Raw genomic sequence first — 13,133 nt, 5'->3', positions numbered from 1 at the left:
ATCGGTGGTTTGTAAATCGGAACGGGGCATTGCTGTCAACAATAACAGCAAAAAAGCCGCCAGTGTGGTTGCTGGCGGCTTCGAGAGAAAGAAATGCGTGGTCTAGCGCCTCGGACCGCGCGCAACGCGCTCGATTTCCTCGCGCACAAGCCTTTCGACCAGGGTCGGCAGATTGTCGTCCAGCCATTCCTGCAGCATCGGCCGCAGCATGTCCTCGGCAATCTCGTCAAAAGAACGGCGCGGGCTGCTGTCCAGTGCCAAAGCCAGATCCCCAAAAGACCGTGCAACCTGTTCACCGACAGCCGGGGATACAATGGCCGCGATATCCCGTTCAGGATCAGCCACCCTGTCAGTAACAACGGCAAACCGCTGCTGCTCAGCCGGACGCTCGGCGGCTACCACCAACTGGATAGGTTCATTCTTCTCTTCGGCTAATGCGGCCTGCGGGGCCACGGCAATTGGTGTTGCAGGTGCGGGCGCTTGCACGGCCTCGGCTTGCGGCGGCAAGAACGGCGATGCAGGTGCCATGCGTGCGGTTATCGTCGGATTGTCGGACCGGGCTGCAATGTCAGACTTGTTGCGGACAGTTGCGGTTTCGGCCTCCCGCAGTGGTGCCGAATGTCTCTCAGACGCTGCACGCACGCGGGCTGCAACATCGGCAAGCGAGAGCGGCGGCGTCGCTGTAGGAGCGGCCGGTTTGGCGTTCGCCTCGTGCTGCTCCTGCGGCTGGTGGTGTTCGACGGACGGCGCATGCTTCTGCTCCTCCGCTTCGAATTCAGCGGCAAGCACGTCGTCGTCGATCGTCAAGTGAATATCGTCGACACCGTCATCGTCATAGGAACGATAGGCATCAGATGGAGCCGGACCAAGATCGTTTGCAGGGAACCCCGGAATGCCGGGTTCGTTGCTTTCGATAATCTTGCGGATTGACGCTAGAATTTCGTCCATCGACGGTTCGCGCGCTACATTGGGCTGTGCCATAGTTATCCCCGTTTCTGCGGTCGCGTTCGATCGAGACATTGCCGCGCAGTAATTGGCCGGACTGTATGCGAGTTCAGCGCCGAACAAAACGCTCCGAATCACCAAGATGGAATCATGCACAGATTTGTTCGGTGCGTCACCTCTGCGCTGCCCGCAGTCAAAAGCCGCGCGCCCTCCATGGGCACGCGGCTTTTGTTACACCGTCAAATGGTCAACATCCGTCGATGGCCCGCAATCCGAACCATATAGAGAAAAATTAAAACACGAACTCGCGGGCGAGCCGGAAACCAGGCAGCGGCTTGACGGCAGTGTTGAACGCCAACCGCTCCGATGTCTTGCCGTTTTCACGCAGAAAAAGCTGTGCCCGCGAAGCATTGCCGGAGCCAACCACCGCGACAAGGCGGGCGCCATCGTTCAATTGGGACAGAATGGTGACAGGAACGGTTTCAACCGAACCATTCACGAAAATAACGTCATACGGTGCGTCCGACGAGTGCCCCTTCTCAAGATCGCCAGTCACAACCTTTACATTCGAATAGCCCAGACGGGCCAAGGTTGCCGTTGCTTCGGCAGCGAGTGCCGGGTCGCTTTCCAGCGCCACGACCGATGCCGCAAGCTCCGACAGGATGGCCGAGGCATAACCGGTGCTGCAGCCGATTTCGAGCACCTTCTCGCCCTTGGAAACTCCGGCCAGCTGAAGAAGCTTTGCCAAAGGCGACGGTTCCATCAGATAGCGGCGCTCTGCGGCCGGACCTGCAGTCAGCTCGATATCGCTGTCGATATAAGCAAGCGGCTTCATGCCAGCGGGCACAAATTCTTCTCGCGGAACCGACAGGAATGCCGCCAGAACAGCGTGCGACGTCACATCCGTCGTCCGGATCTGATTATCGACCATCTTGATGCGTGCTGCTTCGATATTCATCTTGCCTGCCCTCGTGATCCGGATCGTTTTCCGGCGTTTGTGCGCTTTTGGCTTGCGCATGTAAAACAACCGGCAGCAATTGCGCTATCCGGCCCCCTCAAGCTCTTAAATCCGTGCATCTGCCGTTTCAAGCTATGGAATGCAGTTCGCGCAAAAAAAGCAAGCCGAATACAAGAAGAGCTTAATATTCATCCCTCTTCCCGGGGATGCAAAAGTTAGGCAGATTCACGGCACGGATTGAGATGATTCGCTGAAATCACGGGGTAGACAATGCCAATGCGCTTTATGCTGTCACGGTCGTCCACATCCCGGTTTTGTCTGCTGTCTTCCGTTTTATTCTTTTTCTCCGCGTTCCATCAAAGTGCCACCGCAGCCGATCAAGTCTTCGATGAACTGCGTTTTGGAACAAGCGCTTCGATCAATGGCGGCGGGGCGCACGAAGCTGGCATCTTTCCCTCCGCCACGATCTATTTCCACCCTTTGTCGAGCGGCGATGCGGCGACATGGAAAGAGGCGATCCTCGAGCCTCGCATCTATCTCGGCGCCTCTGTGGGTGTTGGCGACGGAGTGGATCAAATCTATGGCGGCTTCAGCTGGACTGCCGATATCACCGACCGGCTGTTCGTTGAACTTGGCCTCGGAGGCACTGTTCACAATGGTGACGTGGCTCAAAACGGCGGAAGCGGGCCGAATCTCGGATGCCGCCTTCTCTTTCGCGAACAGATCGCAGTCGGCTACCGCGTGACCGGCAATTGGCAAATTCTGGCGACCGCCGACCATTCATCGCATGCCAATCTCTGCGACGGGCCGAATGATGGCCTCACTCACGCCGGACTTGCCGTCGGCTACAAATTCTAAAGCGCGCCGCGATCCTTCCGGTTCGCCAACGCGCTTTAAGTTCTGTATACGCTGTTTCGCAAGAGGGCCGCATGCCCTTGCGAACATAATCCAGCAAGCCGTTTTCCCTCAACCGGCAGGCGCCGCCTCAAGGCCAACCAGCCCGATTTTGGTGTAGCCTGCTCTCTGTATGAGGTTCATAACCGTCATCAACTCACCATAGTCCACTGCCCTATCGGCCCGCAGCAGGATGCGTGTCTGCGTATCGCCCTCGGTAATGCGGTTCAACTCCGCAACAAAATTGTCGCGGCCGGTTTCATCATTGCCCAGGGACAGAGAGAGATCAGCCTTCAGGGTCACGAAGACAGGCTTGTCATCACGCTTTGCAGGCGTTGCCGCCGATTGCGGCAGGTCTACCTTCATGTCGACCGTGGCAAGCGGTGCTGCGACCATGAAAATGATCAGCAGAACGAGCATGACGTCGATAAAGGGGGTAACGTTGATTTCGCTGTTTTCTTCGAGGTCGCCGCCACCTTCGCTAATCTTGCTGGCCATGTCTTATCCGATCCGTGCGATGCCGGCTTCCGAATGCACATGGCTTTCAGCCTTGCGCGGTGCTGCCCGGCGCGCCTGGCGGAAATCGAGGTCACGGCTGACGAGCCGCTCCACCGCAGCCGAGGCATCGGCCAGAATCAGACGGTAACCACCGATCGAACGGGCGAAATAGTTGTAGATGACGACGGCCGGAATAGCCGCGACCAGGCCGATGGCCGTTGCCAACAGCGCTTCAGCGATGCCGGGAGCGACGATCGCAAGGTTGGTTGTCTGCGCCTTACTGATTCCGATGAACGAATTCATGATGCCCCAGACGGTACCGAAGAGGCCGACGAACGGTGAGATGGAACCGATCGTTGCGAGAATACCAGTGCCACCGGCAATCCGTTTGCCTGCTCCAGCTTCAATACGGGAGAGTTGCGAGGCAACCCGTTCCTTGACGCCTTGCGTGGAGACAAGATCGAGCACCGCTTCGGACTTGGAAAGTTCGCCGGTTGCAGCAGCGATCATCTGCGCCGCCGGCCCCTTCCTTCCCAGATGAGCCTCGCGGATATCGCGCAGGACAACCGCGTCCGACAAGGCACGAACGGCGCGCTTGGCGCTGCTCTTCGCCGAAGCAAGCTCGAAAGTCTTGAAGACCAGAATGGCCCAGGTCGCAACCGATGCCAGTATCAGCGCGCCCATAACGCCCTTTACGACGATGTCGGCTGCCATGAACATGCCCATCGGCGACAGGTCATGCGGCAAAACAGGATTGGATGCAGAGACCTCTGCCTCGGCTGGCAGAACGCCATCGGCTGGGGCGGCCGGCGTTGCATCATTGGTCGCGGTGACAGGAACCGTACCATCCGTCGCCACTGCTGCAGGAATAGCAGCGTCAGCAGGCACCGAAGGCGTAGCGTCGTTGAGGGTCGCGGACGGTTGCACTTCGCCTGCAGGCGCAGCATTAACAGGTTGCTGCGTTTGGCTGGTGGCCAGCGCTGGTGTTTCCTGCGCATGAAGCGCGCCTGCATTCGTGAGTGCCAGTACGACTGCCAGCATCATCCATTTCGACATTGCCCGGTTCGGCATGACCTATCCTTACCTTGTAATCGCCCGCCGATCCCCGGGAAACTGGGACGCGGGAGCTCGCAAATCCATTGTCCTGACAGTCAGCACCGAACGCGCACATGTCATTGGCGGCTTCATATGACATACTATGGCTGAAAGACAAGGATTTGTGGAGTGCTTTAATCAAGAATAAACAGACTGAACGGTGTTTGCCCAAAAACACGTAAGTGATGACCGTTATGGACTGTTATTGTTCTGTTTCCGGCGCATCGAACCGGCCGCTTCGCCAATCATAGGTTCTGTGCCGCGCCCAGGGCCGATGCAATTGCTCAAGCGCATAAGACACCCGCATACCGGGCTTGCCGGCGGTTCCTTCCGAAACCCCGTAAATCTCGGCAGCACCGGAGCGCCGCAGGCTCTGGCCACTCAGCAACAGGGCTCCGGAGCGGCAGGTTCGAAACCGCAACATAACCGGCGTCACAACGATATCCGCCTCTTCGCAGGCGATACCGACAAAACGGGCATCATCGACGGTGATAATGCGCCAGCCCTGCGAACTAACCGCGGCGCACCACTGCTTGGCAATGCAGGAAAAACGGCCGGGCGGCGCCTCCTCCAGCAGATGGCGGATGGCGGTGCGTGCCGCATCCCTGTCTATGGGCGGCCGGATCTTACGATTGCCTCTAGGCCCATTCTCCTTGATGGCCGGCGGTAGTTCGCCGTCCTTGACAGTCAGGTCCACCCTTTGCTGCGGCTTGAGATGGTCCTTGAGCCTTAAGGCCCGCTGCCACTGGGAATAGACGAAATCGGGCGGCTTGCTTCGATTGGTGGCGGCCATACCCTCTCCGATCATCGCAACCAGCCGTCCATCTTCGGAAATGACGATGTCCGGCCGTGCCGTAACACTGGTCCACCCCACGAACAGACCGGCGGCAACAACGACGAGTCCGGACGCTGCAAGCCATGTTCGAAACAGACAGGCGAGAACCCCGCCAGCAGCAATCAGCATGAAGCTGTGATCAGGGATACGGCCGGTCGTCACCTCCCCGTCCCAGGACGCGACCATCGTTGCAATGGAAATCATCCAGTCCAGCCCCTGCCCCATGACTAGCAGCGGATAGCGATCGAGACCGAACGGCATGAGGAGCATAGCAAGCAGGGCAAATGGCATAACCAGGATGCTGATGACCGGCATGGCGAGCACATTGCCGATCAGTCCGTATGCGGCCAGCCTGTGAAAATGTCCCGCCGAATAGATCATCGTCGATAATCCGCCGATGAAGGAACTGAGCAACAGGCCGGCGAAGAAGCTGCCGATCGCCACCAGCGGCCCCGTTCTGCGATTGCCTGCCGGCACATCGCGGCCCGGCCGTTCGCGCCAATGGGCATAGCCCGCAACCAGCGCCAGAGTTGCCGCAAACGACATCTGGAACCCCGGGCCGGTCACGGCGGATGGCGTGATGACCAGAATGACAATAGCTGACAGCGCCACATTGCGTAGGCTGATCGAAGGCCTGTCGAAAAATACGGCGACAAGCATGATCGAAATCATGATCCACGACCGCACCGCCGAAACGGCACCACCGGAAATAAGGATATAGGAGAACACCATGATCAAGGCGCCCGCCGCCGCCAGCTTCTTGATCGGATACCGGTGAGCCAACCCGGGAATGAGGCTCAGCATTGTCCGTGCGCCGATCAGAAAGGTCCCGGCTGCCAGAACCATATTCAGTCCTGATATTGCCAAGACATGCGCGAGCCCCGCCTCACGGAGCGCCTCGATGGCCGGACGGCTGATAGCGCGCTCTTCGGCAGTCACCAGGGCGGCGGCAATCGCACCCGCATCGCCGCCGATGGTACCGCGAATACGTGCGCCAATGGTTTCGCGCCACCGCGCAACGGTTTCTCCGGCCCGAACCCGCCACGTTGCGATGCCATGGGAGGCGGAACCTTGCGGGTTTGCGATGGCCGCGGGCGCGCCGTAGAAATAGCCGACAGCGCCGATACCTTTGAAATAGCTGTCGAAAGCGAAGTCGTTCAATCTCGACAAAGCCGCGCCTGACGGCGGCGAAAGCCGCGCCTTGCCCTCGATGCCGCCGCCGATTGCAACAGGCGCTTCGCGGCTGCGCGACAGCAACGTGACCCTGGCCGGCGGACGCTTCAACTCCGGTTCCGCTGTCTGCACAACGGCAACGGTATACCGCCAATATCCGCGATCCGTGGTTTCCCGGGCGGTGACTGTGCCGCGCACCAGTGTCGTCACCGGGGTATCAAGCAGCACGGTGTCCATCCGGGCCGTTTCAAAAGCGGCAAGCACCATTCCACCAGTGAATAGCGCTGCTGCGGGCATGACCAGACGCCAAACGCTTTCGGCATAGCGAAGAACGAAAGTTGCCATGCCAAAAACGCAGAGCAGCAGTGCAAGTTTGACGATACCCGGTGTGTTAGAGAGCGAAAACCAGGTGAGCGAGCCCGACCCAAGGAACACCGGAACGAACAGAAAGCCATGACCGTAGGCGCGCTCCTCCCCCACGGCTCGCGAAAACCCGGAACGCCAGCGGATCGCCCACAGCCTCCCGCTCCATGGCTGGAAAATGGCAATGGGGGATTTCGCCACAGCTTTTTGCGGCGGTTTTGCGGTGATTTCAGGGATTTCCGGCTCGGACTGAAGGGCATAATCCGACACGCCGCCTACTGGCGGGCGCGCCGTCAATTCTAGCTCCTGCCCCTTTGTCATGGATGCCGTTCCGCCCAGTCCCGCACACCCGCACTCTGCAACCAGAAGACAGCAAATGCAACCAAAGAGATTGACGCCTAAAAGTTAGGCATTCGTTTCGACAGCTGCGGCGGACCGCCCATGCAGGCATGATTATCTCGTTGGATATTACGGGCAGAACGTGCAATTATTGCGTTGCCATATGCCTATTTTTGCATCGCACAATTTGCCTTTGGTCCAACTTGGCAGCCGTGATTAAATCGGGTAGCACATGGTCGGCGTTAATATCTGCGGCATAATTGTGTGCCAATTTGCTGCAAACGGAGGATCCCCATGACAGGAAAAAGCGCAGTCGTAACCGTGGACAACAAAACGGTGGAATTGCCGGTACGATCGGGGTCGATCGGTCCGGATGTTGTCGATATCGGTACGCTCTACAAGCAGACCGGCCAGTTCACCTACGATCCCGGCTTCACGTCGACCGCATCTTGCGAGTCCAAGATCACCTATATTGACGGCGACCAGGGTATCCTCCTGCATCGCGGCTATCCGATCGAGCAATTGGCCGAGCACGGCGATTTTCTGGAAGTCTGCTACTTGCTGCTGTACGGCGAACTGCCGAGCGCCGCGCAGAAAAAGGATTTCGACTATCGCGTCACACATCACACGATGGTGCACGAGCAGATGTCGCGCTTCTTCACCGGCTTCCGCCGCGACGCCCACCCGATGGCCGTCATGTGCGGCTGCGTCGGCGCGCTTTCGGCCTTCTATCACGACTCGACCGACATCACCGATCCGCATCAGCGCATGGTCGCAAGTCTTCGCATGATCGCCAAGATGCCAACGCTTGCCGCCATGGCCTACAAGTACCATATCGGCCAGCCCTTCGTTTATCCGAAGAACGACCTCGACTATGCGTCGAACTTCCTGCGCATGTGCTTTGCCGTTCCGTGCGAGGAATATACGGTCAATCCGGTGCTTGCACGCGCCATGGATCGCATCTTCATCCTGCATGCCGACCACGAGCAAAACGCATCGACCTCGACAGTCCGTCTTGCCGGCTCCTCGGGTGCAAACCCGTTTGCCTGTATCGCCGCTGGTATTGCCTGCCTCTGGGGCCCAGCCCATGGCGGCGCCAACGAAGCTGCGCTCAACATGCTGGCCGAAATCGGTACCGTCGATCGCATTCCGGAATTCGTTGCCCGCGCCAAGGACAAGAATGATCCGTTCCGCCTGATGGGCTTTGGTCACCGTGTCTACAAGAACTATGACCCGCGCGCCAAGATCATGCAGAAGACGACGCATGAAGTGCTGGCGGAACTCGGCCATAAGGACGACCCGCTGCTCGAAGTGGCGATGGAACTCGAGCGCATCGCGCTGACGGACAGCTACTTCATCGAGAAGAAGCTCTATCCGAATATCGACTTCTATTCCGGCATCACGCTAAAGGCGCTCGGCTTCCCCACGACCATGTTCACGGTTTTGTTCGCGCTTGCGCGTACCGTCGGCTGGATCGCCCAGTGGAACGAAATGATCGAGGATCCGGAACAGCGCATCGGCCGCCCGCGCCAGCTGTATGTCGGCGAACCAGAACGCGATTACGTCCCGGTTTCCAAGCGTTAAGTCCAGGAAACACCAATTGAAAAGCCCCGTCAGCGATGACTGGGCTTTTTTTCATTGAGAACGTCGAGAACGATGCGAGCGGCTGTCTCGCCCGGGGGTTTCTCCGTCGCCATGCGTTGCCAGACGGTGCCGTATCCGGCGAGCATGGCCTGGCGTTCCGGGGTATTTCCTGTCAGGCGCTCCATCCAGCGAGAAAGCGCGCCCGCGCGTATGGCTTCGTTCAGATATTCCGGCACGATGGCATAGTCAGCCACCAGATTGGGAATCGCTGCCGTCCAGATCTTGATGCGCTTGTGCATCAGGCGAATGATCCAGTCGGCCTTGTAAGTCGATACGACCGGAATTCCGGCTAAAGCAAGCTCCAGGATAACCGTACCGGACGCCGCAACGGCCGCATCGGCCTCGGCGAAAGCCTGCCATTTGGCTGTGGCACCAACCGAGATTTCCGGCTGAACCGGCCACGACGCCGTAATCTGGCGCACGAGATTTTCCTGCCGGGGAACTGTTGGAAGAAGGAACCGCATATTCGGATGCCGGCTGCGCAATTCCTCCGCGGTCGCCCCGAATTCGGGCAGCAGCCGGCTGATTTCGCTGCCGCGAGACCCCGGCAGGAGCAGGCATGTTGCCGAAGCCGGGCGCACGTCTGCAGCACGTTTTTCAATCTGCCGCGCCCGCACCGCCAGGACATTGGCGTCGCTTGCCAGCCGATGTCCGACATAGGTCGTCGGCGGACCGCCGAGCCGTTTCATGACCTCCGGCTCGAAGGGAAGCACGGCCAGCACGTGATCGACGTAGGGACGCATCCTGACGGCGCGCTCGGACTTCCACGCCCAGACGCTCGGGCAGACATAGTTGACGATCGGTAGATTTGGCAAAGCCTTGCGCACGCGGCGCGCGACACGGTGGGTGAAATCTGGGCTGTCGATGATGACAAGGATATCCGGCTTGGACGCGATAATCGCATTGGCCGTCTGGCGGATGCGCAGGATTAGTTTCGGCAACCGGGCGAGAACCTGCGAGATCCCCATGATCGAAAGCTCGGAATAGTCGAACAGGGAATTCAGGCCTTCAGCCTCCAGTCCCTCGCCGCCCACGCCAATCAGGGAAAGGTCGCCCTTGACCAGCGGGCACAACGCCTTGACGAGATCGGCGCCAAGCAGGTCACCGGACACTTCGCCAGCGATCACAGCGAGCTTGAGATCGTTCGCATTCATTGCCCACCTCGCAAAAGGGCGCGATCAACTCCCGTGACGAAGAGACCAGCCTCGTTGGCAAGCGCGATCATCTCTTCCCGATCGAGAACCAGGGCCCGGCCGGCTTCAACTGCGATACCGGCAAGTCCGGCCGCCTGGGCACCCTTGATCGTCGATGGACCTATCGAGGGAAGATCGGCGCGCAGATCCTGCTGCGGCTTGCACAGTTTGACGAGAACTCCGCGACGGCGGCTGGAAATGCGTCCGTCTGCCTTCAGCCGCGCCACACGGTCGAGCATCGCGTCGGTACCCTCCGGCCCCTCAAGGGCCACGACGCGTCCGCCGACGGCGACGGCGCCCTGCCCGACATCCAGATGCCCAAGCGCGATGGCAGCGGCTTCAGCGGCTTCGATATCGGCCTGATCGTCCGCACCTGGCGTTCGCGCACCCAGAGTGCCGATCTCGGCCAGAAGTTCAGGAACAATGTCCTGCACGCCGATCACGCGCGCGCCATTGGTCTCGATAAGCTCGATCGCCATTTTCAAAACGGCGTCATCGCCACCGGACAAAAGCGTGCGCAGAACGCTGGGTATCTTCACCAGGCTTTTCAGCGTCGGCTTGATGTCGCGCCAGTCCGGCCGGCGGCGGACGGCGCCCGACATGACCACACGGCCAATGCCAGCGTCGCGGAAGACGCCGCTAATCGCCTTGAAATTGCCGATTCCCAATGTCGTGTGATCGAAGGACGACCAGTCCCGGTCCGACTCGTTGGCAAGCGCGATGATAAAGGGGTTTTCGCCGTGTGTCCGTGCCGCCTCTGCCACATGCAACGGCAGCAAGCCGCTGCCGGCGATGATGGCCAGCCGGTCTTTGATTTCGGGCCGGCTGTCCAAGCTCATCCGCCTCAGCCCTTGCTGCCCCGCGTCGGGGACGACAGCGCGCGATCGCTTTCAGCCGCGATGAAATCGAGGATTTCGAGCGCCGGCGGGCAATCGGCATAGTCGGCACGGATCGCTGCAGCATTTGCACGGATCGATTCCGGGCCTTCGAAAATCTGCTTGTAGGCGCGGCGCACGGCATGAATGACGGGTTTCTCGATGCCGGAACGGCTCATGCCGACAACGTTCAGACCGCCGAGCAGGCCCGGATTGCCGTTGAGCATGCCGTAGGGAATGACGTCATAGGCCACGGCGGAGAGACCGCCGACAAACGCATGGCGTCCGATGCGGGTAAACTGGTGAACAGCCGAGCCGCCGCCGAGAATGGCGCGGTCACCGACTGTGACGTGGCCTGCCAGCATGACGTTGTTCGACAGGATGATATTGTTACCGAGGTGGCAGTCGTGAGCAACATGGGAATAGGCAAGGAAAAGATTGTTGTCGCCAACGATAGTCGCGCCGCCATGCTCGACCGTGCCGGTGTTCATCGTCACGCCTTCGCGAATGGTGCAGTTCTCACCGATCAGCAAGGTCGTATCGACGGCGCTGTGATGCACACTCTGCGAATCGCCGCCGATTACCGCTGACGGGAAAATCGTGGAGCCTTTGCCGACCGTCGTGCGTCCAAGCACCACGACGTGGCTGATCAGTTCGACATTGTCTGCGAGCGTCACCTTCGGACCAACGTGACAGAACGGCCCGACAAAAACGTTATCGCCGATCACCGCTCCGTCTTCGATAACCGAGAGCGGATGAATCTTCGCAGTGGAGGCAATCATGTTCAGGCGTCTTCCTTGCTGATAATCATCGCGCCGATATCAGCTTCCGCAACAAGTTGCCCGTCAACTTTTGCGTCACAGTGAAACTTCCAGATATTGCCGCGCTGCTTGTGCTTGACGACATGGAACTCGACCCTGTCGCCCGGCACGACCGGTTTGCGGAAGCGGGCATTGTCGATGGTCATGAAATAGACGAGGTTGCTGCCGGTGCCATTCTTGCGGGCGCAGATCGCGCCAGCCGTCTGGGCCATGCCTTCGATCAAAAGAACGCCCGGCATGATCGGTTGCTCGGGGAAGTGTCCAGTGAAATGCGGCTCGTTGGCCGTGACGTTCTTGATGCCGATCGCCGAATTGTCGCCGTCGATCTCGATGATCTTGTCGACCAGCAGAAACGGATAACGATGGGGAAGAAGCTTCAAGATTTCCCTGATGTCAGCCGTACCCAGAACGGTGGTTGCAGCTTCACTCATCTTTGCCTCCTGATTTCTTCTGCCTGTTGTGCGCGCGCGCCGTGACCTCGGCAATTTCGCGCAGGAAGTCGCGCATGGGACGCGCTGGAATGCCGCCATAACGTTCGCCGGCCGGCACATCCGACGCGACGCCACTCATGGCGCCGATCTGAGCTCTGTCGCCAATGGTGATATGTCCATTGATCGCCGCGGCTCCGCCAATCATGACACCGTCGCCAATGCGCGTGCTGCCGGCAATACCGACCTGGGCGGCGATACCGCAGTGACGGCCAACGCGAACATTATGGCCGAGCTGGACAAGATTATCGATCTTGGTGCCCTCGCCGACCACCGTATCGTCCATTGCACCGCGGTCGATCGTCGTGTTGGCACCGATCTCCACCCTGTCCTGCAGAATGACGCGGCCAATCTGGACGATCTTGATCATGCCGCCCTTTGGTCCCGGCGCGTTGCCGAAACCGTCCTGGCCGATCCGGGCTCCCGGGTGGATGATGACCTCGTTGCCGACAAGCGAATACATCACGCTTGCTCCGGCCGAAATCGTGCAGTCACGGCCGATACGAACACCGGGGCCGATGACGGCACCTGCGGCAATGCGCGTACCCGAGCCGATATGGGCGCCCGCGCCGATCACGGCCGTCGCCTCGATATCGACATTGTCCTCGATCTGAGCAGTTGGGTCGATAAAGGCAGCAGGCGATATGCCACCTGGTCCCGACAGGTTCTGCTCGGGGCGCGCTGCCTGCGGATGCAGAATCGCGCCGGCAAGCGCGAAAGCCGTGTGAGGGTAGCGTGTCAGAAGAACGGGGATATGCGACGGCACGATCGCAGCGATCGTATCATCGCAAATGATGGCGCCTGCTTTCGATGTTTCAAACTCATCGCGAAAGCGCCGCTGCAGCATATAACAGACATCGGACTCGCCAGCGCGATAGGTCGGCGCCACCGACCGGACGAGCCGGTCGCTGAACTCCAGCGCCTGCAGCACCGCACCGATTTGATCCGCCAGATCGCTCAGGCGGATCCCGTCATGTGGTGGGAAGAACCAGTTGTTTTCCATGGCCAACAC

The 13,133-nt window shown here is 59.6% G+C and carries 12 protein-coding genes; 2 read left to right on the top strand and 10 right to left on the bottom strand.

What is annotated here, in order from left to right:
* Window positions 1–102 precede the first annotated feature (102 nt).
* Together ACP7E0_RS16870 and ACP7E0_RS16865 are read right to left on the bottom strand one after the other, a co-directional pair.
* The gene (locus ACP7E0_RS16870) at window positions 103–981 is read right to left on the bottom strand and encodes a DUF2497 domain-containing protein (RefSeq protein ID WP_426126199.1); all 879 of its coding nucleotides are present in this window, start codon (window positions 979–981) and stop codon (window positions 103–105) included.
* 256 nt (window positions 982–1,237) lie between these two features.
* The gene (locus tag ACP7E0_RS16865; RefSeq protein WP_426126198.1) at window positions 1,238–1,903 is read right to left on the bottom strand and encodes a protein-L-isoaspartate O-methyltransferase family protein; all 666 of its coding nucleotides are present in this window, start codon (window positions 1,901–1,903) and stop codon (window positions 1,238–1,240) included.
* A 270-nt stretch (window positions 1,904–2,173) separates the two neighbouring features.
* Between ACP7E0_RS16865 and ACP7E0_RS16860 the strand changes: the two genes are divergently transcribed.
* The gene (locus ACP7E0_RS16860) at window positions 2,174–2,761 is read left to right on the top strand and encodes an acyloxyacyl hydrolase (protein WP_426126197.1); all 588 of its coding nucleotides are present in this window, start codon (window positions 2,174–2,176) and stop codon (window positions 2,759–2,761) included.
* Window positions 2,762–2,869: 108 nt separating this feature from the next.
* Here the strand turns inward: ACP7E0_RS16860 and exbD are convergent, their stop codons facing one another.
* The 3 genes from exbD to ACP7E0_RS16845 form a co-directional block, all read right to left on the bottom strand.
* Window positions 2,870–3,295: a TonB system transport protein ExbD gene (gene exbD / locus ACP7E0_RS16855; protein WP_426126196.1), complete on the bottom strand. Its 426-nt coding sequence runs from the start codon at window positions 3,293–3,295 to the stop codon at window positions 2,870–2,872.
* 3 nt (window positions 3,296–3,298) lie between these two features.
* Entirely contained in the window at window positions 3,299–4,366 is a 1,068-nt protein-coding gene (gene exbB / locus ACP7E0_RS16850) for a tonB-system energizer ExbB (protein WP_426126195.1), read from the bottom strand.
* 226 nt (window positions 4,367–4,592) lie between these two features.
* Window positions 4,593–7,082, bottom strand: coding sequence for a ComEC/Rec2 family competence protein (locus ACP7E0_RS16845; RefSeq protein ID WP_426126194.1), 2,490 nt, complete (start codon window positions 7,080–7,082; stop codon window positions 4,593–4,595).
* A 312-nt stretch (window positions 7,083–7,394) separates the two neighbouring features.
* On the opposite strand from ACP7E0_RS16845, the gene gltA reads away from it, so the two are divergent.
* A complete protein-coding gene (gene gltA / locus ACP7E0_RS16840; protein WP_113315721.1) occupies window positions 7,395–8,684 on the top strand; it encodes a citrate synthase in 1,290 nt (429 codons plus the stop codon).
* Window positions 8,685–8,713: 29 nt separating this feature from the next.
* On the opposite strand, the gene lpxB is transcribed toward gltA, so the two are convergent.
* From lpxB to lpxD, 5 genes are read right to left on the bottom strand one after another with little or no spacing between them, the layout of a single operon-like run.
* Window positions 8,714–9,898: a lipid-A-disaccharide synthase gene (lpxB, locus tag ACP7E0_RS16835; protein WP_426126193.1), complete on the bottom strand. Its 1,185-nt coding sequence runs from the start codon at window positions 9,896–9,898 to the stop codon at window positions 8,714–8,716.
* A complete protein-coding gene (locus ACP7E0_RS16830; protein WP_426126192.1) occupies window positions 9,895–10,776 on the bottom strand; it encodes an LpxI family protein in 882 nt (293 codons plus the stop codon). Before ACP7E0_RS16830 ends, lpxB begins: the two co-directional genes overlap by 4 nt.
* Before the next feature lie 5 nt (window positions 10,777–10,781).
* On the bottom strand, window positions 10,782–11,594 hold the full coding sequence (lpxA, locus tag ACP7E0_RS16825) for an acyl-ACP--UDP-N-acetylglucosamine O-acyltransferase (protein WP_426126191.1): 813 nt from the start codon (window positions 11,592–11,594) through the stop codon (window positions 10,782–10,784).
* 2 nt (window positions 11,595–11,596) lie between these two features.
* A complete protein-coding gene (fabZ, locus tag ACP7E0_RS16820; protein ID WP_113315717.1) occupies window positions 11,597–12,064 on the bottom strand; it encodes a 3-hydroxyacyl-ACP dehydratase FabZ in 468 nt (155 codons plus the stop codon).
* Complete coding sequence (lpxD, locus tag ACP7E0_RS16815) at window positions 12,057–13,124, bottom strand: UDP-3-O-(3-hydroxymyristoyl)glucosamine N-acyltransferase (protein WP_426126190.1); 1,068 nt, start codon at window positions 13,122–13,124, stop codon at window positions 12,057–12,059. The genes fabZ and lpxD overlap by 8 nt, the downstream gene beginning before the upstream one ends.
* Window positions 13,125–13,133: the final 9 nt, after the last annotated feature.

The organism is Pararhizobium sp. PWRC1-1 (genome assembly GCF_049897905.1).
In the GTDB taxonomy this organism is placed as follows: Bacteria; Pseudomonadota; Alphaproteobacteria; order Rhizobiales; family Rhizobiaceae; genus Pararhizobium.
The sequence above is the reverse complement of the archived record's forward strand: the minus strand, read 5'-3'. Positions and strand labels throughout refer to the sequence as shown.

Coding starts and splice junctions, on each gene's coding strand:
- lpxA (WP_426126191.1), bottom strand. CDS start 11,594: ATGATTGCCTCCACTGCGAAGATTCATCCGCTCTCGGTTATCGAAGAC.
- ACP7E0_RS16870 (WP_426126199.1), bottom strand. CDS start 981: ATGGCACAGCCCAATGTAGCGCGCGAACCGTCGATGGACGAAATTCTA.
- lpxB (WP_426126193.1), bottom strand. CDS start 9,898: ATGAATGCGAACGATCTCAAGCTCGCTGTGATCGCTGGCGAAGTGTCC.
- lpxD (WP_426126190.1), bottom strand. CDS start 13,124: ATGGAAAACAACTGGTTCTTCCCACCACATGACGGGATCCGCCTGAGC.
- ACP7E0_RS16830 (WP_426126192.1), bottom strand. CDS start 10,776: ATGAGCTTGGACAGCCGGCCCGAAATCAAAGACCGGCTGGCCATCATC.
- gltA (WP_113315721.1), top strand. CDS start 7,395: ATGACAGGAAAAAGCGCAGTCGTAACCGTGGACAACAAAACGGTGGAA.
- exbD (WP_426126196.1), bottom strand. CDS start 3,295: ATGGCCAGCAAGATTAGCGAAGGTGGCGGCGACCTCGAAGAAAACAGC.
- ACP7E0_RS16860 (WP_426126197.1), top strand. CDS start 2,174: ATGCCAATGCGCTTTATGCTGTCACGGTCGTCCACATCCCGGTTTTGT.
- ACP7E0_RS16845 (WP_426126194.1), bottom strand. CDS start 7,082: ATGACAAAGGGGCAGGAGCTAGAATTGACGGCGCGCCCGCCAGTAGGC.
- exbB (WP_426126195.1), bottom strand. CDS start 4,366: ATGCCGAACCGGGCAATGTCGAAATGGATGATGCTGGCAGTCGTACTG.
- ACP7E0_RS16865 (WP_426126198.1), bottom strand. CDS start 1,903: ATGAATATCGAAGCAGCACGCATCAAGATGGTCGATAATCAGATCCGG.
- fabZ (WP_113315717.1), bottom strand. CDS start 12,064: ATGAGTGAAGCTGCAACCACCGTTCTGGGTACGGCTGACATCAGGGAA.